The organism is Siminovitchia sp. FSL H7-0308 (assembly GCF_037980985.1).
In the GTDB taxonomy this organism is placed as follows: domain Bacteria; phylum Bacillota; class Bacilli; order Bacillales; family Bacillaceae_C; genus Siminovitchia; species Siminovitchia thermophila.
The window spans coordinates 3,035,473-3,056,961 of sequence record NZ_CP150282.1 but is presented as its reverse complement, the minus strand read 5'-3'; the positions used below and the strand labels follow the sequence as shown (position 1 = coordinate 3,056,961).

Below are 21,489 nucleotides of genomic sequence, written 5' to 3'. Positions count from 1 at the left end.
CACATTTGGAAAGTTAAACTAATAAGAGGAAGGGAGTTAATCATGAAGGAAGTTGATGTTGTTATTATTGGAGGAGGTCCTGCTGGTTTAAGCGCTGGACTTATACTAGGACGGGCTAGGAAGAAGACGTTGATTATCGATGAGGGGCAACCGCGTAATGCAGTGACTAGAGAGGCTCATGCCTTTTTAACACGTGATGGCATTAGCCCACATGAATTTAGAAATATTGCTAAATCGCAGCTTCACACTTATCCGTCAGTTTCACATTTGGAAGATACTATCGAGTTGATAGAAGGTGAAGATGGTCAATTTTTGTTGGAAACTGCTTCAGGGTTGAAGATAGCCACTAGAAAACTGTTGTTTGCTATCGGAATGAAGGATCGCGATCTTGGCATACCAGGGTTGGCGGAGGTCTATGGTAAGAGCGCATTTGTATGCCCGTATTGTGATGGCTGGGAACTAAGAGATCAGCAATTAGTTGTCATAAACAGAGGAGCAGCGCTAATGCATTTTGTCCCATTGATTTACGGGTGGACAAAGCAGTTTGTAGTTTGTACAAATGGTCCCAATGAATTAAGTGAAGCAGAACGTGAAGAATTGCGTGCGCATAATATCCCGTTATTTCATTCACCAATTCATTCCATCCAATCAAATCAAGGCATGGTAAGGCATGTTAAGCTTGAGGATGGAACAGAAATTCCATGCACAGGAATTTTCTTCAAGGCAGAATTGGTACTTGGATCGGAATTACCTGTCGCACTTGGTTGCCGGATGTTGGATACTGGAATAATTGAAGTCGATGAGTTTGGAAAAACAAGTGTACCTGGTGTTTATGCAGCTGGGGATGCAACTACACACTTGCACCAATCTATTGTTGCAGCTGCTTCAGGAGCTGTATCCGCAGCCGCAATAAACGGAGAATTAAATCGAGAAGAATGGCATAAGAACAACGTTTGATTCAAATTCTAAATATATTTATAAAGAGGACTTTAAATTTATAATGTACCCTTTGTAAAAGACACTTTTATAAGGCCAAGCTACTTGAAGAAAGTGATTCCAGTACTATGAAATACTCCTCATTACCATTTATGAATCAACTCTTTAGAAAAGGTGGCAGGGTCACTCCTGCACGATTTGCCACTGTGCAAAATGGTCCTAAAACAGGTCTGTCAATAAATTTGTGGAATTGACCGTAAAAAAATTTAGTCGGTGTGGAGGATAATCCTGTCCACGAAGCGGATAGACAACCAGAGGTGCGATTATTTCCACAAAAAAGGAGCCATTCCTTCTTTAGACTGTACCCTTTGTAAAGGACAATCATAAAAAAGCTAGGCAGACTTAAGAAGGTGATCTCTGTATTGAATAGGGGTCATCAGGTTCCATTGATATCTGTAACGGTTATAGTAAATCATGTATTTTAAACATGACTTTTGATACACTGTTTCAGGAGGTGTTTTTATATGACTGCCAAGGGCAAAATAACATTGCCACAAAAACGTACAGTTATTTTTACCGTAACTATTTTTTATACTATTTTGATACTATATTTTATTTTTTTCGCTTTCGGCAGAATAGGTGCATCTGCAAGCACGACTGGGGTCACCTTTATTTTTTTTCCGATTGAGTTCTACCATTTGCCAAAGATTTCTGATTTTCTGCATCCTACTCTGATGGATTTCGTAGATCTAGGAAATGTGGCAGCCTTTATTCCATTCGGCATATTGATTCCATTGTTATTCCGTGTGAAGTTTATTCGTTTCTTTTCATTGTTCTTCCTGTCTATTCTCGTGATCGAAACCATACAGGCACTAACTTTGCTCGGAAGCTTTGATATTAACGATGCCATTCAAAACTCTCTAGGCGCAAGCATCGGATTCGGAGCGTACAAACTAGGGTATCGAACAAAAAACTTTTGGCTAAATATGGCTATTACCGGTATCACGTGTATTGTTATTCTAATCGGGGTATTAGCAATTTGCGGAATTTTGGAGAAAACGTTCACCAAAGCAGAGGGTCCCTTTATAGCTTTAAATGAACTGAAAAATAGTTCCGGGCATACAACAGCGGGAACAAAACCGTACAGCTTTAAAGTTAGCGGTCAAAACGTCGAACCTGGATATAATATATTTGGCGCCAAAGGCAAAGGAAGTGAAACCTACACTTATACGTCCAAGAAGGAGATTATTTTTTCATTTTATTATGGAATACCGGACTTAATGGATAGTGATGGAAGTATACGAGTTTTAGTCGATGGTCGTGAGGTATTATCCGGCTCTGGAACGGAGCAACTGAATTATCCGGAATTGTTTCCACAAATGTTTGAAATTCCACTTGAACGTGCAAGTAAGATTACGATAATCGTTAAGGGGAATGAAAAGCTTTGGGATGTAGGGTTTAGGGAAATGAAATATTTCTGGAAATGATTCAAACGTTTTGTTCAAGATAATGGTCTTTTTTCTTTTTCCCACCCCAAACATGTGGTGCTAGTATATTTTCATGGACACATCCTAGTTAGTTTCATAATTTTTGAGGAATAAGATTAAGAAGAGGTGTGTCCAATGAAAGGCCATAATAAAAACCAAAATAAATTTAATGAAGATTTCAAAAGGATGGTTGTGGAATTATATCAATCTGGCACTCCAGTCAAGCAATTAACCAGCGAATATGGCGCATCTGATGTCTCCATTTATAATTGGGTCAAAAAGTTTTCTCCCGTCAAATTTGAAGATGGAACCGTGGCAACGGCGGATGACTATACCAAGATTCAAAAGGAGCTTCGCCGGCTGCAGGAAGAAAATGAAATCTTAAAAAAGGCTATGGCCATATTCGCGAAAAGGTAAGCCAATCTGCAGTAGCTTCCGTGATTGATCAACATAAAGACCAACATCCCATCCAAACTATGTGCGAAGTCTTGGAATTGCCGCGAAGCTCCTACTACCTAACACTCCAAGAAACCGAATCCAAGCGTGAGCGGGAAAACAAGGAGCTGACAAAAAGGATCAAAGAGATCCACGAAGAAAGCAAAGGACGTTATGGAGCCCCAAAAATTCACCAATATCTCTGTGCGGAAGGATATAGAGTAAGTCTGAAACGTGTACAGAGACTGATGAAAAAAGAGGGCATCCGTTCCATCGTCATTAAAAAATATCGGCCAACACCAAGCAAAGAAACAGTTATCGAACGCGAGAATATCCTGGCCAGGGACTTTTCTACGACCACCATCAATGAAAAATGGGTGGCCGATATTACGTATATCCATACATTAAAGGATGGCTGGTGCTACCTTGCTTCTGTGATGGACCTGCATTCAAAGAAAATCGTAGGCTATTCCTTTTCTTGTACAATGACAACAGACCTGGTGATTAAAGCATTGGATAACGCCTATGCCACGCATCTACCACCAGAGGAGTTAATTCTGCACAGTGACTTGGGTTCCCAATATACGAGTGAGGCTTTCATGGAAGAGGCTGAGTCAAAAAAGATCAGACAATCATTCAGTCGAAAGGGCTGCCCGTACGATAACGCCTGTATTGAATCCTTCCATGCTATTTTGAAGAAGGAAGAAATACATCACGTAACTTATCTGGATTACGCCTCTGCAAAGATTCATCTCTTCCAATACATTGAAGGCTGGTATAATCGAAAGCGAATGCATGGCAGCCTTCAATATAAGACCCCACAACAGGTTGAAGATGAAATCCGGGTGGCGGCTAAGTCACTGCATCATGTCTGAGCACGGCGCTTTACATGGAGGGGGGGGCATGTTAGGCTCGTCCGCCTGCGAAAGGATTGTTTGACCCTTTCGCCCTTCGCAAGACACCCATGCCCATAGAGGCTCCATGTCAAGCGACATAGACCAACCCACTCTTATGAAATGGAGCTCTGTCCAATCCACCATCTATTTTGTGTCCAGAATATTGGCGTAGATCCAATTATACGATTTACAGTGCTATGAACATTAATTTATTTAATAGGGTTTTTCAACACTATAATCCGAATACCCAAAAGAAAAAGAAATTCAAAGAAGTTGAAGCTACTTTCATAAAATTGTTACCTGATCAATTCCCGAATTGGGGTCAAATAGGCTATGAATGGGTTTATGAAGAAATCTATGGTGCTGACTTTTCACCACTGACTAAAGCAATGGAGGAGGGTTATTTTTAACCCTCTTTCTACACTATTTTCCGATTACCCCATAAAAATTATAACCAAATAAAAATCTTAAATAAAGTGTTTGAGCCTCAATTGATTTTCAAAAGTCATTGCATATGCATGTTAAAACCATGGATAATATTTCCCATACTTGGAACTGGAGATAAAAAGAGGACATATAACGTTGATTTATCGTGGTATTAATAAAACCATATTTGAAAAGTTCGATTAAAATATAATAAAAACCTGGTTATAGCTATTTTCAAGTACTTATTTTTTTATCAATTAATTCACTTACTATTGGCTATATTATTTAATATTTCTTAAGCCTTACGATAAACATTATTCTACTTGAACACCTTTAATTTGATACTATTTTCCGATTAACCAATTTCTTTAACCCCACCATTATACTTATAGATGATAATAATTTCTGATTTTTGGAAAGTGGATGATGACCTTCGTATATTTCCCATCTTCTGAATGAATGGAAAGGTCATGTCCTAATTTAAGAGCCATTTCTTTTGCAAGGTAGAGACCTAAACCGGTAGATTTGGCATGACTTCTCCCAATAGATCCTGTAAATCCTTTTTCAAATACGCGGCTGATATCCTCTGGCTTAATTCCAATGCCTGTATCTTGAATCTGTAGCCGCTTTTCTTTTAGATCTTCCTCAAATTGTACGGAGATTTCCCCGCCTTCACCTGTATATTTTAAAGAATTTGAAAAAACTTGATCCATAATAAAACCAAGCCATTTACTGTCGGTATGGACAACCTGTTCAATATTGTCCATATGAAAACGAATTTGCTTGTTAATAAAAGATTTGGCAAATTTCTTTACACTGTTTTTAGCAACTTGATCCAACACTACCTCGGAAATAAAATAATCTTTAGAAAAAGAATCAATGCGAGAGTAATAAAGAGCCTGCTCCACGTAATTTTCGATTCTATCCAACTCATCTTCAAACTTGTCCACAAGGTATTCAACAGTTCTTCCATTACTGTTTTCCATAAGCAAGCGACCTGCCGCAATCGGAACCTTGACTTCATGAATCCAAGATGTAATAAAGTCTTGATGATCCATTTTTTCGTTATACAACTTTTGTAATTGATCGCCATGCACACTATTTACTTTTTTTAATAACTCAAGATATAACAGTTGTTCATCGTTTCGCGGTTTAGGCAGAGTTGCGAGAAATTCTTCATGATTACTTTCAACCAAATCATTTAATTCCCGATAAAATTCTCTATTGTAATAGTATTCGATGATTACGTATATAGCTACAATAAAAAAGATAACCACATTGGTATATACGATATTACTTACAGTGTTTCTGGAATCTGTGCTCACAATCGTCATCAAAGAAACAAAGAACATAATGATCACGTTTAATATAAAGAAATTCCGTTTATCTTTTAGATATTGAAAGAAACTCATTGGATAATATAACCTTGTCCTTTCTTAGTCATAATGAAGTGTTCTTTTCCAAGTTCAGCAAGCTTTTTACGCAGACGAGCAATATTAACCGTCAATGTATTTTCGTCTACGAAATTTTCATTCTTCCAAAGGCTACGCATCATTTTCGTACGACTGACGATGGTTCCTTTATTTTTCATCAGGATTTTCAAAATAAGAAATTCTGTTTTCGTGAGTTCCGACTTTCGATCTCCATGTAAGGCCTCTCCGTTCTCAAGGTTTAATATAATTCCATCATGTTCGATTGTCTTAGACTGTGTTTCCATGTAGGAATACGTTCTGCGGAGGAGTGCATTAATTTTTGCAATCAATACCTCCATATGGAAAGGTTTTTGAATATAATCATCTCCTCCCATGTTTATCGACATCACTATATCCATTGGTGTATCACGGGAAGAGAGAAAGATCATAGGGACCTTTGAAATTTCTCTGATTTTATTACACCAGTAAAATCCGTCAAACGATGGCAAATTGATATCCATGATGACTAGGTGAGGATCATGATTAAGAAATACCTGCATGATTTGGTCAAAGTCTTCGATCTTAACGGTTTCAAAACCCCACTTTTCTAATGTTTCCCCTACCATATCACGAATGGTCAAATCATCTTCCACAATCATGATTTTCATTCCTCTTCCCTCCAAACAATCATCCTTCTTTAACATCATATTAATTGAATATCGACCAACATACAAAGAAAATATCGTGTTTAAACATATTTTTTATCAATGTGACGAAAATGTAAGGTTACGAGATCAAGCTGTAAGTTTATATAAAGGGCACCTATTGTAAAATAAAAACGTAAAACAAAACAACTCTGAATGGAGGATTTAAATATGAAAACTATTGTCGAAGCAAAACAAATAAAAAAAGTCTATGGTGCAAAGGGAAATGTATTTTCAGCTTTGGAGGATATAGACTTAACCGTCATGGAAGGTGAATTCGTCGGTATTATGGGTCCCTCGGGTGCTGGTAAATCAACTTTACTAAATATATTGGCAACAATTGACGAGCCGACTGCTGGTGACATCGTGGTTGACGGAATCAATTTGACAAAGATGAATGAAGAGCAATTATCTGCCTTTCGCCGTGACAAACTTGGTTTCCTTTTCCAAGACTATAATTTATTAGATACTCTAACTGTGAAAGAAAATATTATCTTGCCGTTAGCCTTGGCAAAATTGAACGTTAAGGAATTGGAACGAAGAGCAGATGAAGTGGCAGATAAGTTTGGCATTCGCGACATTTTAAATAAGTACCCGTATCAAATTTCTGGGGGACAAAAGCAACGCACGGCAGCATCACGCGCGATTATTTCAAAGCCAAACCTAATATTGGCAGATGAACCAACAGGTGCGTTGGATTCGAAATCAGCAACAGACTTATTAGAAAGTTTAAAGGATCTTAATGAACAAGACAAGGCAACAATTTTAATGGTTACCCATGATGCTTATGCGGCAAGTTATTGTAATCGCGTCCTATTTATTAAAGACGGTAAAATCTTCACAGAACTTGTGAAAGGGAAAAGATCCCGCAAAGAATTTTTCAACAAGGTGTTGGATGTTCTATCAGCACTGGGGGGTGGAGCAAATGACGTTATTTAGTTTAGCAAGGAAAAATATTAAAGGTAACTTCAATAATTATTTTGTCTATTTTGTTACGCTCGTCTTCAGCATGGTTATTTATTATACGTTCACTTCCTTGCAATATAGCGAAAAAATTCAGGAAAGCATTGAATTGTCGGATACAATGAGTTTCATGTTTGGGGTATCATCAATTATCTTAATTTTATTCGTAGCAATCTTTATTTTGTACTCCAATTCATTCTTCACAAGAAAAAGGAAGAAAGAAGTCGGATTGTACGCCATACTTGGTTTACGCAAGAAAACCATTGCAAAAATGTTATTTTATGAAAATTTGATTATGGGAATCATTGCAATAGTTATTGGAATTATTCTTGGAACCTTACTTTCCAAATTATTTGCAATGATTTTAATAAAACTTATGGGTTCAATTGCCGAGGTGGACTTCGGTATTTCCATTCTAGCGATTACCCAAACAGTCATAGTCTTTATGGTCATTATTTTATTCACTTCCGTTCAAGGTTACCGTTTGATTTATCGTTTTACATTAATCGAATTATTCTATGATGAGAAAAAAGGTGAACAAATTCCAAAGGTTTCACTTATATCGGCTGTTATCGGAGTTATATTGCTTGTCGTTAGTTACTGGCTGATATTAAAACCATTTCCTGACGAATTTACTACGGAATATTTAATGAAAAATTATGGTATTGCTTTTGTTGCTCTCGTCATTGGCACCCATTTATTTTTTCGATCTGTAACGGTCTATTTATTAAGATTATCACAAAAAAATAAGTCGCGTTATTACAGAGGAACTAGAATAATTGAAACATCTCGCTTACTGTTTCGTATTAGAGGGAATGCACGTACCTTTACAGTCATTGCATTGTTGAGTTCTGCAACGATCTGTTTCTTAGGTGCAACTTACAGTGGGTATTACAGCAACGAAAAAAGAGCTGAGGAAGTTGTTCCGTTCAGTTATTCGCATTTGTCAAAAGGTCCAGAATTTGATTCGCAGGTGGAGAGAATAATAAAAGCAGATCATCGACATCCAATAAAAGCCCAACTAGACATACCCGTCATTCAGGTAAAAGGAATACTCTCATTTCAACTGGATTATGACATAAATCCTGTGCAATTAATCTCAGAAAGTACATTTAATAAAGCAGCGAATGCTTTAAATAAGGATGAAACAGTCTTACTATCAAGAAATCAAGCAGCAGTAATCCAGCCAAGGTTTACTGAATATACGAAGTCGGTTTTTAAAGGAGAAAATATAACGATTCAATTGCCTCAAGGAAGCAGCGAACTGCCATTTGTTCATATGGTTGAAAGTAATGTGCTACCTTTCGATTATCCCGATTTCTTTCTCGTAGTCAGTAACGAAATGTTTGCTGAGATAGCCAAAAAAGAGGCTCCATTAACTTATAAAGTATATGAAGTGGAAAATGAAGTAACGGCACAAGCCACTTCAAAGAAAGTAAATAAACTGGTTGGAAACGATTTTCAAGTTTCTTCATCATTTTATACTGAGTATAAGCAAGGTAAAGAAGGAAACGCAATTACTCTCTTTATTTTTGGTTTTTTGGGACTTGTATTTTTAGCGGCAAGTGGAAGTATCATTTATTTCAAACAGTTAACAGAAGCGAATGAGGCGAAAGGACACTATGAAATCCTTAGAAAAATCGGTGTCAATAAAAAGGATATACGTAAATCAATCAAAAGACAGTCATTATTTGTGTTCGGATTGCCACTAACCGTAGGAATATTGCATAGTTGTGTGACATTGTACTTTACTAGCAACTTTATTTCTAATCTAATTGGAATCAATCTTATCTTCCCTATTCTAATGGCTATAGTCTTCTTTGTTATCATCTATGCAGTCTATTATGTATTAACTGTTAATACGTACAATCGCATTGTAAACAAATAAGAGCGAAACATCTCTCGAATGTTCGGTTCGAGAGGTGTTTTGTCATGTATTCCTTTGTTAAAAAAATCCTCATTGCTCTAGAATCTAGACCGATTATATTATTGAAGTTCAATTTGAACATCTTTAAATCTTCTAACATCAAAAAATCGAATGATTGGAAATATGATAACTCCCATACAAAATGTATCGCCAATAGAAACACAATTCAGCTTGTAATATCAGAAATAACACCATATTCTTTCATTAATTTATTTTTAACCATGTAATATTCTTTCTCAGTAATCAATTTACGGGTTAGCAGTTGTTTTAACATAGCAATTTGCATACTATAAGGAATCAAATTCTGTTTCAAAAAACACGCCCCCTTATAATTAATCAATTAAAAATCAGACGGCTGTTGGTACAGCTCCACGGGAATTTCACCCCTGCAAGTATTTCTTCCAGCCCTACTCATAGCTTGCGACGCTTTGAACGCTCGAACCATGACGATAGGGGAGTATCATTATCCTAACTGATGGGTTATCGCCAGCAATCCACCACGATTGCATTAGATTCATAGATTATCGCTCGTTTCTAACGAAAGTCATGGCGTATGAATCAAGTGGCTCGTCATCAGTAAAATGTATCTGATTTTTTAGTTTATACTGCACAGCGTTATCTTCCGTGCTTTCTTTGTCAAAGAACAAATATATGATTAATGAAAGGGAAAACCTAACTATTCTGTATTCAAATTTTGAAAGCTAAAACAGATTGCATAAGCTTCGCTCGTAAGCGTTCGCGTGTATCTTCATCGATGCCCCAATAAGTGTTTCCTTGTTCATCACGGAGCTTACGCATGGATAGGCTTGTCATATAGCTTCCATAATGTAGAACAACTACTTTCATTGCTTCTGGCTCACCCTTATTTGCAGCTAAAATAATTGGGTACGGCAATAAACCACGCTCGTTGTTTCCAACATTAGAATTAATCACTCCATTCATCTGCATGTTCCTCCAAAAATCGTCTTAACCTTTTGAAAGAGCTTGTCCTCCTATACTGAACGGTACTACGTGGAATATCGAGTAGTTCAGCTATTTCTACATCTGATTTGTCAAAAAAGTAGTATAAAAGGACAGTCTTACGCTTTTCTTTTGGCAAAGTACGCAACGCTTCAGCGAGTAATTTCGGAGTTATTTTCTTTCCAGCCACTTGAAAACTTTGTCCTTCTTCTCCTTCATATTGCTTATCTAAAGTATAGAGTTGATTTTCTTCTTGTGGTGTGAGATCAGAAAATGTCATCTCCTTTGCTTGTCGTTGTTGTCTTTCGTTGAAAATATTAATTGCTTCATTCTTCAATACACGTTTACAAAAAGCATTAAATGCACAGCGAACTTGCCACTCGGTACGATCTGGTTCTATCATGCATTTCCTCTCCCTTCGCAACTGCAAAGGTGGGTGATGATTTCCCCTTTCATAACCTTCAACAAGATTTTTTATGAAATGCCAAAAATAAAAGCAATATTTTATTCATTAAATACAAAAAAGCCCAACTGAACATAAGCCAGGTGGGAGTAAAAATTTATACATATTATTAAATGGAAAATTCTATTTGAAAAAGTTGAAAGCCTTAGTTCAAGAAGAAAACAAAATACGACAAAACAAAAAGTAAAAGTAGTATATGAGCTAAGGCACGATTATCCTGTGAAGGCATTACTCAAAATTGCCGGTATTCCACGTAACACTTATTATTATAAAATTAATACTTTTAAGCACTCATATAAAAATCCAAAGTAGAAAAGGCTCATTAGTTCTATTTTTGAGAAGCATAAGGGCAGATATGGTTATCGTCGTATCCTCTTTTTTCTTTAAAACTCACCATCCCTAAAGAATCTTTGACACAAAGGGAATCTGCCTAATTATATAACCTAACAAGAAGCAAAGTGGTATCGTGATCAGAATCATAGCTAGAAACATGAAGGATGGTGGAAAGTGGATGACCTTCAATCCAGCAATAACAATAGCGATAATCGGTATATGAATGATGTAAATCACGAAGGAATGGGTTGACAAGAAGCTCCAACCTTTTCCTTGATGAAAAACTCTTTTGCGAAAGAATATGATTAATCCGAGAATGATGCCAACACAAAATAGAGCTTCCCAAAGAGAATAAACCAAAGATGTCCAGTTCCAGCCGCCAGAAAACTGTAATCCGTCTACCCCAAATATCAAGACTAAGGGAAGGAGAAGAATCGATGCTCCAATTGCAATTCCAAAACCCGCTCTACCCATAGAATCAGGAGTATTTCGAAACCAATTGCGTTGGTAAGCGATGATGCCCAAAATGAATAGCCCGACATATTGTGGGAGATCATAGCCGCTTGCTGTAAAAAGTCCAACAAATGATTGAACCCCGGGAGATCCACCGGGTAAATCAAGAGCAGGGACCCACAGTCTTATGATGAAGTATCCTACTGCTAATATCATGACAAAGACTGTAAACATCCTGTAGGTGGGTGGCGTACTCTGACGAACTACTGATAGCTTATTTTTACTCATAAACTTCGCCCAGACTGCGTATAAACAAATGAATACGAAAAGTAGCTCGACGTACCACATCGGGCCATAGGTTAAATTTGAAAAATAGGTTTGCCATGTAAATGGCTCCTGGTTAAGCATATAGACTTCAATTGATTGAACTTGGCTAAGAATGAGAACGTAGAAGATAAACGGGACTAGGAACCGGATGAATCTATCTTTGATAAATTGGGTCGCTCCATTACGTTCAAAAGATGAAGGAACAAAATATCCGGAAATAAGAAAAAACGTCCCCATGAAAAAAGTCTGATTAAAAGCAAGGAATAGAAGGCCCATAACAACCCCAATAGACCCTTGTGATAATACTTCGTTATAGATGGAAAAATACACTAAATGATGTAGCACTACTAACATTGTAAGAGCTGCCCTTAGGTTATCAATAAAGTATAACCGACCTTCCTTTTGGAGAGACGAGCTCCCTATATGTCTTGAATTCATAATAATTCTTATGTTCCCCCTATTAATCTTTAAAAATATATCTCAACGGAGCATCCGCCAAGCTGGACGGCTATGTATAATCCGTCCTATTTGCTCTATATTTTAATTTTCACTTTTAGTTGATCCGCCTATTTTCCAAGAGGCTAAACTTATGATCCCGCCAACTACAATAAATATAATGTCCATAACAATTTCAAATCCCTGAAACGCATCAATATAATTTACCAAAAACCAACTTTTTCCACCATTAGTCAAATGATTGATTAATCCGCCTACTCCCTGTATAACGAAAAGTAGACCAAGTCCACTGATAATTTCTTTCATGATGAACACCTCATTAATAATTTTTTAATTTAATATGCCTCTAAGACCGATATTAAAAAAAACCGCACCTACTACTCCTATCGCTACCAAGAGTGAGGAAATCGGAGCTTCATTTAATTTTGATCTAATTTTATTTAGAAATTGTTGCAGTCTCTCTTTAAACATAATATTAACCCCTAACAAAAGAAGAGAAGGAAGCACCATTACAAGATTGTAGCCAATTATAATAAAGATAGAAGAGGAAGGCTCAATTGTTAGGTGATTCATTAACAAAATTGAATAAAAGTAAGGCAAAGCAGTTACAAATTCAATTAGAAAAACAATGATACCTAACATGATCATCCCTTTCATCGTTGTTTTTTGGGGTATAAATGAAATTAAACGTTTTTTTGTATTATCATTTGGTTTACAGAAGCTAATTAGAGCCATAACTGCTCCAAAAAGGAGATAAAACCAATTGATAAAGTCAAATTCAGATAATTTTCCGATTCCTTTCAATAGTGAATCTCCACCAAAGTATAGTAATAAGCCCATGATGAAGTAGCCAAACTGCGTAATAAACAAAAAAACAAGCAAACGAGAAGATAATTGATTAGGCTGTGTCAATAATAAATAGGCTGTTACAGCAAGTACACCAGGACTTAATATATCAATTAATGCGCAAATAGAAATAATTAGCAAAGCTATCGATGTGTCTATTGTTGAAGAAGGCATTAATGCTTCAATACTTTCGATCAAATATAGAGTCCCTCCTTTTTATATGTTATAATTTAAATAACACAGTGTGTTGAAATTATAATAACACACTGTGTTAAGAAAAGGAAGTGATTTTTTATGCCAAGGATTGTTGATCATGAAAAAAAGAGGAAGTCAATTGCTGAGGCCGCTTGGAATATTATTAAGAAAGAGGGAATCGAAAAGGCATCTATAAGAAGAGTTGCTATTGAAGCAGGCATGTCTGCTGGAGCGTTAAGACATTATTTTTCAACTAAGGATGAAATGTTATTATTTATCATGGATTATTACCTGGAAGAAGGGAAAAAACGTTCTCAAAGTAAAAGTTGGTCAGACAATCCATTGCAGGCAGTCGCAGAAGTTTTATTGGAGCTTGTACCAATTGATGAAGAAAAGAAAATCGAAACGAGCGTTTGGTTGATCCTTGCACTTCAGTCACTTACAAGTGATACATTAAAAGAAAAAAAAGATGAAATGACTAACGGTATGTATGAATTAGCAAATTCAATGATTGAGATATTAGTCCTACAAGGGATTTTATCTGATTCAACTAATGTAAAATTAGAAAAAAGTAGGCTAGCGGCATTAATTGATGGATTGTCCATTCATGCTCTGTTAAGACCTGATGTCTACACTCCAGAAAAGGTGAAGGAAGTAATCCGTTATCATTTAGAAACACTCTGCGATGAAAGTAAATTGAGTTAATTGATCATGTATCTGAAGTTATAGTCCATTTGTGTTATAACGAGATGCACTTCAAAGGGGCATTTTGTTGAACAGTTGCATGAAGTAGGCTTTAGTATATTACAGCTTTTCCTTCCATTACAGGCATAGCCGTCATATTTTTAGTAAAAATACAGTTCACGGATAAGCTTGTAACTAAGTTAAAAATAAATAATTTTAGAATGGCAGTAAATTAGATGAAAAATTCACATTTTTAATCATAGGTTTAAAAAATAGTTACTTTTCAATAAAAATCTGATAGGAAGTGTGAAAATATGTTGGATACTATATGTTTTTTCTGCAAAAATAAATTTACGATTAATCATTCTGATTCACAATATTATAAAATCAAAAAAGGAGAAAATAAATATTATATATGTAAAAGTTGCAATAATTCATTTCAACAAGAAGCGATTAATAAAACTGGAATAAGTCCGGATCAAATTGATGATTATGATAAGTTTTTCCGGTATAAATAAAACTCTCTTTAATATCGCGTAAATGTCAATTTTCTCATCATTCTTACAAAACTTCCTGTAGAATATTCTCAATGAGGGGATCGGAACGAAAGCGATTAATCATGCGATAGCTTAGTCCGTAACCCTGCACTAGCCACATCATGCGAACACTGTGGAGCAAGTGTTGGTGTTATGGGAGCAGTTGCGGATGCTGTCTTAGATGAAGGTAGACAAGTTATTGGAATTATGCCTAGTTTTTTAGAGCAGAGAGAAATATCGCATAAAAGATTATCCAAGCTGATAGTTGTCGAATCTATGCATGAGAGAAAGGCTAAAATGGAAGAGCTTGTAGATGGCTTTGTCGCTTTGCCAAGTGGACCAGGAACATTAGAATGTCACTTTAGGAGATATATTGCATACCATTTAAACGCTATTTTGCATTAAGTAAATATAAAAGCCTAATTTCTCAACATTAAAATTGAGAAATTAGGCTCATAGAAGGACATTAAAACCTTTCGATCATGATGCATAATGTCCCAGGTTTTTCTAAACTTCATATTCCTCTTTCCTCTGGTTAAATAAACAAATTATAATTTACTCTAGAAGTTTTAGGTGACTGATTATTCACAAAGTAGCCTGTTTGTTGAACTAAGATCAATAATTAGGACTGTGAGTTTATGATACCATCCAAACACAGAAATGTTGAATGGTTGTTTTAAGATTCCCTTTTTTTCGTGGACATTACCGTTTTTCTCATCTAACTCGATAAGATGAGACTTGGTCGTTCCAAGAAGTAGTACCAGACATTCCCCAAGAAGTTAAATTGGTGGTAAAGTATTTGTTTGGATAACCTACAAGAGTTAAATAACGACCACCATAATAACGATTTTGATAGAGCCTAATCCAAGAACCAGGAGCTACAGATACAGCAGATATTCTGTTATCCCATGCAGTACTCAGAGAAGTGACCTGAGTTCCAGGATACGCAATTAATGATCTTCCATATCCATGACCCGAAGTATGTTCATATAAATAAGTTGGTCTTGCCATTATACCTATTGACTGACTAGATAATCGCTCTGTAACTTTTTGATGATATGCTTCATATTTTTCTGGAGTTGAGAAGCCATGTACCTTTTCTCCTTGATCAGTTGCTTCAACTACCATTCCAACAATTTTTTTATGTTTACCTGGTGCATATTTTATTCCATCTACTGTGTCAACTTTTAGATCCTGATCTGGATTCGATGTTAAACTAGCTGCATTTGTTCTACCTTCAAAACTAAAAACTAAAGAGAAAACTCCTACTAGGGCTATTAAAGCTAAAGACAGATTACGTATCATTTTTCTTTTCATCAAAGTTCCTCCTTAAATTAAAAGTCAATCTATTGTAGTGCAACTTTTTTCAAAACGGTTAAACTTTATTTTAAATCCACAACACGATATTCCGCTTGAACCTCACCTTCCTTTTTGTAATAATATGACTTAATTTTCACCTCCTTAATAATTGACTGACTCTTCTGGTAAGATATGATATTTACATAGACCTGCATCTACTTGTCCCATGTTTTTAAAAGTGATTTCAACATATGAATGGCATGTTTCTGCTTTTTAGGATCCAACGGTTTCTGCCATCGAAGTTGCCCTTCTAATAAAAGCATCATTTGGAAAGCAATGTCTTCACATTGCATAAGGACCTCTTCGATTAGTTGTTCCTTTGATGTAAAGTGGTTTTGTATAACGTCATAGTAGCTACATTTGCTTCCTCAATAATTTTCTTTATTCCAACAGCATGAAAACCGTGATAGTTTCGAGCAATCATAAACACTCCTTATTAATAGGAAATCCTTTAATCTCTTTTAATGTATAAAAAAGAAACAGTGGTACCACTGGCTCTAGTCATGCTGTTTGAGAATAACCATTACTTTTGTCATTTAATTTCTCACCAACTGATATAAAGACGTGAAGGTGTCATAAGTTATCAATATTCTTTAGGTGGAGACAGCCCCATGGATTCATTGACTGGAACAGAGGTAACATGGCACTCTATTTTATTGAGTATGATAAAAATTTAAAAACTTTAATGAAGAAAATATAAAAATCATAGATATACTAAATGAAAATACAGAATCAGGTGAATGGAAAACCTTAGATTTTGCTAGTTTTGGCGCAAGTGGTTTAGAATTATTTGTCTATGGTGATAAGATGTCATTTCTGATTATCATTCTGGTAACCTCAAAAAAAGATTGATATGGTCGGAAACTTCCTTAGGGTGGGTCAAAGTGATGATGTGATTAGCACCAGGTATACGCACAAAGTTAATATTGGGAACTTCCTTATATAATTGTGCGATTTTAAAGAGATCTCCAGAGTCCTTCTCGCCTATGATAAAAAGTGTCTTCGTTTTAATTTCTCCCAATCTTTCCATCGCTGAATTGGAGGAAACAGTTTCGAATGTTTTCCAATCAAAAGTTTTTTGAATATTGTGTATCATCATTTCGCGCAATAAATCGTATGCTTTTCCAAAAGAAACGCTCCAGGAAGGCTCGCTTAATATTATATTAGTCATTTTCTCAACATCTGGTGCAACTTTAGAAACTCGGCTCTCTAATTCCGCATGTTCGGAAGAAAATTTAAACCCCGACAGGCCTGGAGCGACCAATACCAATTGAGACACCCTTTTTGGATAGGTCAGAGTAAAATCAGTTGCAATTTGTCCACCTAGGGAATGTCCAACGAGGGCACCTTTCTTAATTTTAAGATGATCCAAGAGTTTTCTAAGATCCTTAACATAATCAATGGGTTCATTCGGAACAGGTGACTTCCCTGCACCCCGGACATCAAGAGTGATTACTTTGAACGACTTTGAAAGATGTGGTGTGATGAATTCCCAGTCACGTGAATCCATAGCTCCACTATGAAGTAGTATAACTGGCTTTCCTCTTCCTTTAATTTCGTAATGAAGATCCATCTATTTCAATCTCCTTTCCCTGAAAAAAGTAGGCATTGCCCCATGACTATCTTCGTTTCATTTCTAAGATTCCTTTTCTTATCTCCCAAACTGTTTACAAAACCATTTAATTAACTTGTTCGGTTAAAAAGGAAGTTTAATGTACCATTACAAATGATTTAATTGCTCAAGAAGGTCCTATTTCACCACTTTTATAATGCCCATCCGCTTTAATGTTCTAATAAGCGATTTCAAGAATTTAAACATCCCCCCTTATTTATTTCACACACTGTGATGAAATGATAATAACACAGTGTGTGAAATAAAAGCAAGAGGTGATTTGAGTGCCGAAAATAGTTGATAATGATCACAAAAGAAAAATGATCGCTGAAACAGCTTGGAAAATTATTGAAACGGAAGGCATTGAAAAAGCATCTATCCGAAGAATTGCATCTGAAGCTGGAATGTCTACTGGAGCAATTGATCAAACCTTTATTCTAAAGCTACAGTAAATAAACTAAATCATTTTTACTCGACAATCATCCAATTTGTATCTTTTTCTAACGTGATTATATATTGCGAATACTGTGTGGCTTTTGTTGCTTCGTCAATATATTTAACAGTAACCCATACTTTTATTTGGTTCTCTATTGTCTGGAATACTGGATTGACTAGCCCTGAAAATAGATAATCCTTACCAATCGGTGGTAAAGCATTATTTTTCACATAATAATCAAGTTCCTGTTCTGTTGCAGTCGGATAAAATGTAAAGAACGTCTCCAAAAACTCTGTCACTTCTTGCACAGTATCGGAATCAACTGTACCATTACTTTCAGGTTGTTGTGGCTCATAGTCTGATTTATTCGGTATGCTCCATAAGGTAGGGTTTTGTTTAATAACTAAGTTACCTATATTATCTTGATGTAGTATGATTCGATAGGTGGATCGGACCCTTTCGCTATTTTTATCTTCCGTAATTTTTTGATCTACCGAATAAACAACCGCATAGGTACTATCATTCTTTGGTGACACTGACCAGATATCAATACCACTCACACTGGAACTAGTAGGAATATCCACTCTAACAGTATCGGTATTTAAAGCTTGTAATTCCTCTGTCAAATAGTGACTGATCTTTTCCGCTCGTTGTTCAATGGAATCTTTTTCGTTTTGCCAAGTGTAGTAGTCTTTCACAAAGTTTTTTGTAAAGCTCTCAATCGCATTGGTATCCATGATCTTGGTTTCAATGATTTCTCTTTCATGAACGGTATGTTGATCAATTGCTGTAAAGTTTTTATAGATCCCAAAGGCTAGGCTACCAATAAGTAACATCCATAAAAGAGTTACTGTTTTTTTACGTGTACCGACAGTCCGTACTTTCATTTTTCTGGATTTTGCTTCGGTCGTTTGTTTTTCTTTTCTTTTAAAAAATCTTCTCATCTGATTCAAACCTTTCTATTGTTTAATACGTCCAGCTCCAATTAAGTGCTTTTGCCAGTAGGCAGTAGTTAAATTTGCATAACCGATTGGATCTCCAGCATTATACATTTGGTTGTTCCCAACATAGATTCCAACGTGAGTGACATAGGTTCCTGCATTATATGTGGAATGAAAGAATACTAAATCACCAGGTTTTGCTTCAGACAAGGGTATATGCTCGGTCACGTCATACTGTTCCTGCGCTGTTCGGGGCAAGTTAATACCCGCCTTTCGATAACTCCATTGTGTTAATCCGCTACAATCAAAAGAAGTATTTGGATTATCTCCGTTGAGGTAAGCGCCCAGCGCCTTACTATATTTCTACAGCAGGTCTCCAAACGCTCCCTCCCAAACCGTACGTACACCTCTCGATGTATACGGCTCTCCACTTATTAATCTAGTTTCCCTGCGTGTAATTTATGATGGCAGGGGACACATAGCACCATTGTTTTTCTTCGACGAGCAATCATTATTTCTTCCCATCTCGCCTTGCCTTTAAGGTCTTTTAGTTTTTTAATATGATGTACCTCGACAGGCTTTTTTGTTTCACCACACCATTCACATTCATTAGCTAGTAGCCTTTGAGTTAATTCCGTAGGGGCACTATATACAAAGGTATTTGGAATCTCATCTACTGATTTATTTTTGAAGACGGTTCTGTCCATTTTGAAACCTTCGTCATAGAGACTAAGTGCTTTTTTCCCTTTATTGGTTTGGTATGCTACAGTAAATTTCCCCTTGTGCTGATATTTTTTTAGTACCTTCGGTACGGAGGAATTGTACTTTGCAGCGAAAGTCATGTACAAACTATACTTCATGAAATACATGAATTTGTTAAGCACACTCACATTTTTCGCAAGTTTATAATAGTTATATAATCCTCTGATTTCAGCATTATAGATACTTAGAATTTCTATATCACTAAGGTGAAGTAGGCATGGTCGGTGTGTTGGTCGCCAAGTACCATCCTTTTTGACTAATAAAACCCCAAGTTCTTTTACTTTTTTAATCCAGACATCTTTTGGTAAATACAAATTACATCTATAGCTATGCGCCCGTTTTTTCTGACCATTAGCATATTTTTTTGTAGATTTGTTTCGACTAATCGCAATATCATAGCCTAAAAATCTAGCAAATTTACTTGAATGGGTAATCAATGTTTTTTCATCAGATAATTTGATATCAAGCTTTTCACACAAGAAATTACTTATATCCTGTTTAATATCTATTGCGTCCTGTTTGGAGCCAATAACTCCAATGATGAAATCATCCGCATATCTGGTGTAGAAAATTCTTCGATAGTTTTCATCAATAGGTAAAGAGTAAGGAATATTAATGGCTTCCTCTTTGAGGCGCTTTATAGTTGAAATAATTTCATCCCTTGTTTCAGAATGCTTATCTAATTTTTGAAGTTTCTTTTTCAAGCGCTGAATTTTGTTGTCTATCTGCTTGTATTTAGGATTCTTTTTTCTAGCTGTTCCTTTATCAAACTTTTGTTTGTATTCTTTCATATATTTATCCAGTTGATTCAGATATATATTGGAAAGAAGGGGAGAGATAATGCCTCCCTGTGGTGAACCACTAAAAGTTTTATGATATTTCCATTCTTCTAAATATCCAGCTCTAAGAAACTTCCATATTAATCGTATGAATCTTTCATCCTTAATCTTTTTGTAAAGTAGCTTGATTAATATATGATGATTGATGTTGTCAAAGAATGAAGCTATATCTCCTTCGACAAACCATTTAGCCCCAGTAAATTTAACCTGTATTTCTGCTAAAGCTGTATGACAGCTTTTATTTGGTCTGAATCCATGTGAGCTTTTGCTAAAGGTCTTATCATAGATTGCTTCTAAAATCATTCGAATGACTTCTTGTACTAATTTATCTTCAAATGTTGGAATACCTAACGGTCTTTTTTTGCCATTGGATTTTGGTATATAAACCCTTCTGACAGGGTTAGGTTGATATTTCTCGTTCCGCATTTGAGATATCAAATTTTCAATTCTTTTCATACTAAAGCCATCAATCGTGATTTCTGAAGTTCCTTTAGTCATATTTCCTACTTTCGGTGCGAGCCTTGCATATGCCAAGATGTAAAATTCTTTGTTAAAAAGATTTCTGTAAAGTCTCTCAAACTTGTAGTTTCGCTTGATGGTACTTTTCACTAGATTGTTTAATACAGTTTCGGGATTTCTCATAGAGCCTCACGCTCCTTCCTAAAATTTCTATTAAACGTAATAAGCTGACTCCCTTCGCCATGTACTAGGCTTTCCCTAGCTCGGACTACTACGGAGTCTCCGTTACCATGTCAGATATTCAGTGCCATCTCTCTCGAATTAATCTTGAGATTTCTCACCAATGAAGGCATTGCACATAGCTTTTCTAAGCATTCTGATTTAGGTAATCCCCATTTAGTACTTTAAAAGATAACTTGATAAGATATCGGATGTGACATTCATCTGTATTCCTTTTTTCTACCAAAAGGTTCATTCATGAGGATTTGTATAAATAAGGCTTCGACGGTACCTTATTTATTCATGAATGTACAGCGTGTATAGTTGCTTTCCGCTGTAGGCTATGTTAGACCAATCAGATTGTCATTTAGGCAGTTTAGCTTTCATCCTTATTCTTATCCTTTCAACTCGCCTGTTCAGTTG

The 21,489-nt window shown here is 36.0% G+C and carries 19 protein-coding genes and 5 pseudogenes; 9 read left to right on the top strand and 15 right to left on the bottom strand.

All coding sequences use genetic code 11. The features are described from left to right. The first annotated feature begins 42 nt into the window (after positions 1-42). Positions 43-957 carry an NAD(P)/FAD-dependent oxidoreductase gene (locus tag MHB50_RS14555; RefSeq protein ID WP_018705598.1) on the top strand — a complete coding sequence of 305 codons (915 nt, stop codon included), beginning with the start codon at positions 43-45 and terminating at the stop codon, positions 955-957. A gap of 371 nt (positions 958-1,328) precedes the next feature. Here MHB50_RS14555 and MHB50_RS14550 read toward each other — a convergent pair. Then, positions 1,329-1,418 (bottom strand): annotated as a pseudogene (locus tag MHB50_RS14550) (hypothetical protein); the annotation flags it as partial. A 42-nt stretch (positions 1,419-1,460) separates the two neighbouring features. Here MHB50_RS14550 and MHB50_RS14545 point away from each other — a divergent pair. From MHB50_RS14545 to MHB50_RS14535, 3 genes are all read left to right on the top strand, one after another. Beyond that, on the top strand, positions 1,461-2,423 hold the full coding sequence (locus MHB50_RS14545; RefSeq protein ID WP_077113177.1) for a VanZ family protein: 963 nt from the start codon (positions 1,461-1,463) through the stop codon (positions 2,421-2,423). A gap of 135 nt (positions 2,424-2,558) precedes the next feature. Then, positions 2,559-3,733 (top strand): IS3 family transposase gene (locus tag MHB50_RS14540; protein ID WP_139345697.1). Its coding sequence is split into 2 segments (ribosomal slippage): positions 2,559-2,802 and positions 2,802-3,733, totalling 1,176 coding nucleotides; the frame shifts between segments, so codons are not numbered across the junction. 218 nt (positions 3,734-3,951) lie between these two features. Beyond that, positions 3,952-4,164, top strand: a complete 213-nt coding sequence (locus MHB50_RS14535) for a hypothetical protein (protein WP_033369738.1) — start codon at positions 3,952-3,954, stop codon at positions 4,162-4,164. A gap of 402 nt (positions 4,165-4,566) precedes the next feature. On the opposite strand, the gene MHB50_RS14530 is transcribed toward MHB50_RS14535, so the two are convergent. Together MHB50_RS14530 and MHB50_RS14525 are read right to left on the bottom strand one after the other, a co-directional pair. Then, the gene (locus MHB50_RS14530; RefSeq protein WP_077113179.1) at positions 4,567-5,592 is read right to left on the bottom strand and encodes a sensor histidine kinase; all 1,026 of its coding nucleotides are present in this window, start codon (positions 5,590-5,592) and stop codon (positions 4,567-4,569) included. Then, positions 5,589-6,260 (bottom strand): response regulator transcription factor, encoded by a 672-nt coding sequence (locus MHB50_RS14525; protein WP_077113180.1) that lies wholly within the window; start codon positions 6,258-6,260, stop codon positions 5,589-5,591. The genes MHB50_RS14530 and MHB50_RS14525 overlap by 4 nt, the downstream gene beginning before the upstream one ends. A 207-nt stretch (positions 6,261-6,467) precedes the next feature. On the opposite strand from MHB50_RS14525, the gene MHB50_RS14520 reads away from it, so the two are divergent. Together MHB50_RS14520 and MHB50_RS14515 are read left to right on the top strand one after the other, a co-directional pair. After that, a complete protein-coding gene (locus MHB50_RS14520; RefSeq protein ID WP_018705605.1) occupies positions 6,468-7,235 on the top strand; it encodes an ABC transporter ATP-binding protein in 768 nt (255 codons plus the stop codon). Further along, a complete protein-coding gene (locus MHB50_RS14515) occupies positions 7,222-9,147 on the top strand; it encodes an FtsX-like permease family protein (protein WP_094423637.1) in 1,926 nt (641 codons plus the stop codon). The genes MHB50_RS14520 and MHB50_RS14515 overlap by 14 nt, the downstream gene beginning before the upstream one ends. 205 nt (positions 9,148-9,352) lie before the next feature. On the opposite strand, the gene MHB50_RS14510 is transcribed toward MHB50_RS14515, so the two are convergent. The 6 genes from MHB50_RS14510 to MHB50_RS14485 form a co-directional block, all read right to left on the bottom strand. Beyond that, a complete protein-coding gene (locus tag MHB50_RS14510; protein WP_091775827.1) occupies positions 9,353-9,499 on the bottom strand; it encodes an SHOCT domain-containing protein in 147 nt (48 codons plus the stop codon). 374 nt (positions 9,500-9,873) lie between these two features. Then, entirely contained in the window at positions 9,874-10,128 is a 255-nt protein-coding gene (locus tag MHB50_RS14505; RefSeq protein ID WP_077735386.1) for a helix-turn-helix domain-containing protein, read from the bottom strand. Then, the gene (locus MHB50_RS14500) at positions 10,112-10,549 is read right to left on the bottom strand and encodes a sigma-70 family RNA polymerase sigma factor (protein ID WP_077735385.1); all 438 of its coding nucleotides are present in this window, start codon (positions 10,547-10,549) and stop codon (positions 10,112-10,114) included. The genes MHB50_RS14505 and MHB50_RS14500 overlap by 17 nt, the downstream gene beginning before the upstream one ends. A 459-nt stretch (positions 10,550-11,008) precedes the next feature. Continuing rightward, positions 11,009-12,076, bottom strand: a complete 1,068-nt coding sequence (locus MHB50_RS14495; RefSeq protein ID WP_340084019.1) for an acyltransferase family protein — start codon at positions 12,074-12,076, stop codon at positions 11,009-11,011. Positions 12,077-12,262: 186 nt separating this feature from the next. Further along, positions 12,263-12,484, bottom strand: coding sequence for a hypothetical protein (locus MHB50_RS14490; protein WP_077735380.1), 222 nt, complete (start codon positions 12,482-12,484; stop codon positions 12,263-12,265). Between the two features lie 24 nt (positions 12,485-12,508). Then, positions 12,509-13,222, bottom strand: coding sequence for a GAP family protein (locus MHB50_RS14485; RefSeq protein WP_077735377.1), 714 nt, complete (start codon positions 13,220-13,222; stop codon positions 12,509-12,511). A gap of 96 nt (positions 13,223-13,318) precedes the next feature. On the opposite strand from MHB50_RS14485, the gene MHB50_RS14480 reads away from it, so the two are divergent. Continuing rightward, entirely contained in the window at positions 13,319-13,924 is a 606-nt protein-coding gene (locus MHB50_RS14480; RefSeq protein WP_077735375.1) for a TetR/AcrR family transcriptional regulator, read from the top strand. Between the two features lie 650 nt (positions 13,925-14,574). Continuing rightward, positions 14,575-14,793 (top strand): annotated as a pseudogene (locus MHB50_RS14475) (LOG family protein); the annotation flags it as partial. Between the two features lie 360 nt (positions 14,794-15,153). On the opposite strand, the gene MHB50_RS14470 reads toward MHB50_RS14475, so the two are convergent. From MHB50_RS14470 to MHB50_RS14460, 3 genes and pseudogenes are all read right to left on the bottom strand, one after another. Beyond that, entirely contained in the window at positions 15,154-15,756 is a 603-nt protein-coding gene (locus tag MHB50_RS14470) for a hypothetical protein (protein ID WP_018705617.1), read from the bottom strand. 323 nt (positions 15,757-16,079) lie between these two features. Further along, positions 16,080-16,222 (bottom strand): annotated as a pseudogene (locus MHB50_RS14465) (helix-turn-helix domain-containing protein); the annotation flags it as partial. Between the two features lie 399 nt (positions 16,223-16,621). Beyond that, the gene (locus MHB50_RS14460; protein WP_204797938.1) at positions 16,622-17,371 is read right to left on the bottom strand and encodes an alpha/beta hydrolase; all 750 of its coding nucleotides are present in this window, start codon (positions 17,369-17,371) and stop codon (positions 16,622-16,624) included. A 323-nt stretch (positions 17,372-17,694) separates the two neighbouring features. Here MHB50_RS14460 and MHB50_RS14455 point away from each other — a divergent pair. Further along, positions 17,695-17,832, top strand: a pseudogene (locus tag MHB50_RS14455) (TetR family transcriptional regulator); the annotation flags it as partial. Between the two features lie 46 nt (positions 17,833-17,878). Here MHB50_RS14455 and MHB50_RS14450 read toward each other — a convergent pair. The 3 genes and pseudogenes from MHB50_RS14450 to MHB50_RS14440 all read right to left on the bottom strand — a co-directional run bounded on the left by MHB50_RS14450 (position 17,879) and on the right by MHB50_RS14440 (position 21,030). Then, a complete protein-coding gene (locus MHB50_RS14450) occupies positions 17,879-18,790 on the bottom strand; it encodes a conjugal transfer protein (protein ID WP_340084016.1) in 912 nt (303 codons plus the stop codon). Positions 18,791-18,805: 15 nt separating this feature from the next. Next, positions 18,806-19,117 (bottom strand): annotated as a pseudogene (locus MHB50_RS14445) (C40 family peptidase); the annotation flags it as partial. 104 nt (positions 19,118-19,221) lie between these two features. Further along, positions 19,222-21,030: a reverse transcriptase domain-containing protein gene (locus MHB50_RS14440; protein ID WP_340084015.1), complete on the bottom strand. Its 1,809-nt coding sequence runs from the start codon at positions 21,028-21,030 to the stop codon at positions 19,222-19,224. Positions 21,031-21,489: the final 459 nt, after the last annotated feature.

Coding starts and splice junctions, on each gene's coding strand:
- MHB50_RS14545 (WP_077113177.1), top strand. CDS start 1,461: ATGACTGCCAAGGGCAAAATAACATTGCCACAAAAACGTACAGTTATT.
- MHB50_RS14520 (WP_018705605.1), top strand. CDS start 6,468: ATGAAAACTATTGTCGAAGCAAAACAAATAAAAAAAGTCTATGGTGCA.
- MHB50_RS14515 (WP_094423637.1), top strand. CDS start 7,222: ATGACGTTATTTAGTTTAGCAAGGAAAAATATTAAAGGTAACTTCAAT.
- MHB50_RS14505 (WP_077735386.1), bottom strand. CDS start 10,128: ATGAATGGAGTGATTAATTCTAATGTTGGAAACAACGAGCGTGGTTTA.
- MHB50_RS14480 (WP_077735375.1), top strand. CDS start 13,319: ATGCCAAGGATTGTTGATCATGAAAAAAAGAGGAAGTCAATTGCTGAG.
- MHB50_RS14525 (WP_077113180.1), bottom strand. CDS start 6,260: ATGAAAATCATGATTGTGGAAGATGATTTGACCATTCGTGATATGGTA.
- MHB50_RS14535 (WP_033369738.1), top strand. CDS start 3,952: ATGAACATTAATTTATTTAATAGGGTTTTTCAACACTATAATCCGAAT.
- MHB50_RS14490 (WP_077735380.1), bottom strand. CDS start 12,484: ATGAAAGAAATTATCAGTGGACTTGGTCTACTTTTCGTTATACAGGGA.
- MHB50_RS14500 (WP_077735385.1), bottom strand. CDS start 10,549: ATGATAGAACCAGATCGTACCGAGTGGCAAGTTCGCTGTGCATTTAAT.
- MHB50_RS14555 (WP_018705598.1), top strand. CDS start 43: ATGAAGGAAGTTGATGTTGTTATTATTGGAGGAGGTCCTGCTGGTTTA.
- MHB50_RS14460 (WP_204797938.1), bottom strand. CDS start 17,371: ATGGATCTTCATTACGAAATTAAAGGAAGAGGAAAGCCAGTTATACTA.
- MHB50_RS14495 (WP_340084019.1), bottom strand. CDS start 12,076: ATGTTAGTAGTGCTACATCATTTAGTGTATTTTTCCATCTATAACGAA.
- MHB50_RS14440 (WP_340084015.1), bottom strand. CDS start 21,030: ATGAGAAATCCCGAAACTGTATTAAACAATCTAGTGAAAAGTACCATC.
- MHB50_RS14470 (WP_018705617.1), bottom strand. CDS start 15,756: ATGAAAAGAAAAATGATACGTAATCTGTCTTTAGCTTTAATAGCCCTA.
- MHB50_RS14450 (WP_340084016.1), bottom strand. CDS start 18,790: ATGAGAAGATTTTTTAAAAGAAAAGAAAAACAAACGACCGAAGCAAAA.
- MHB50_RS14530 (WP_077113179.1), bottom strand. CDS start 5,592: ATGAGTTTCTTTCAATATCTAAAAGATAAACGGAATTTCTTTATATTA.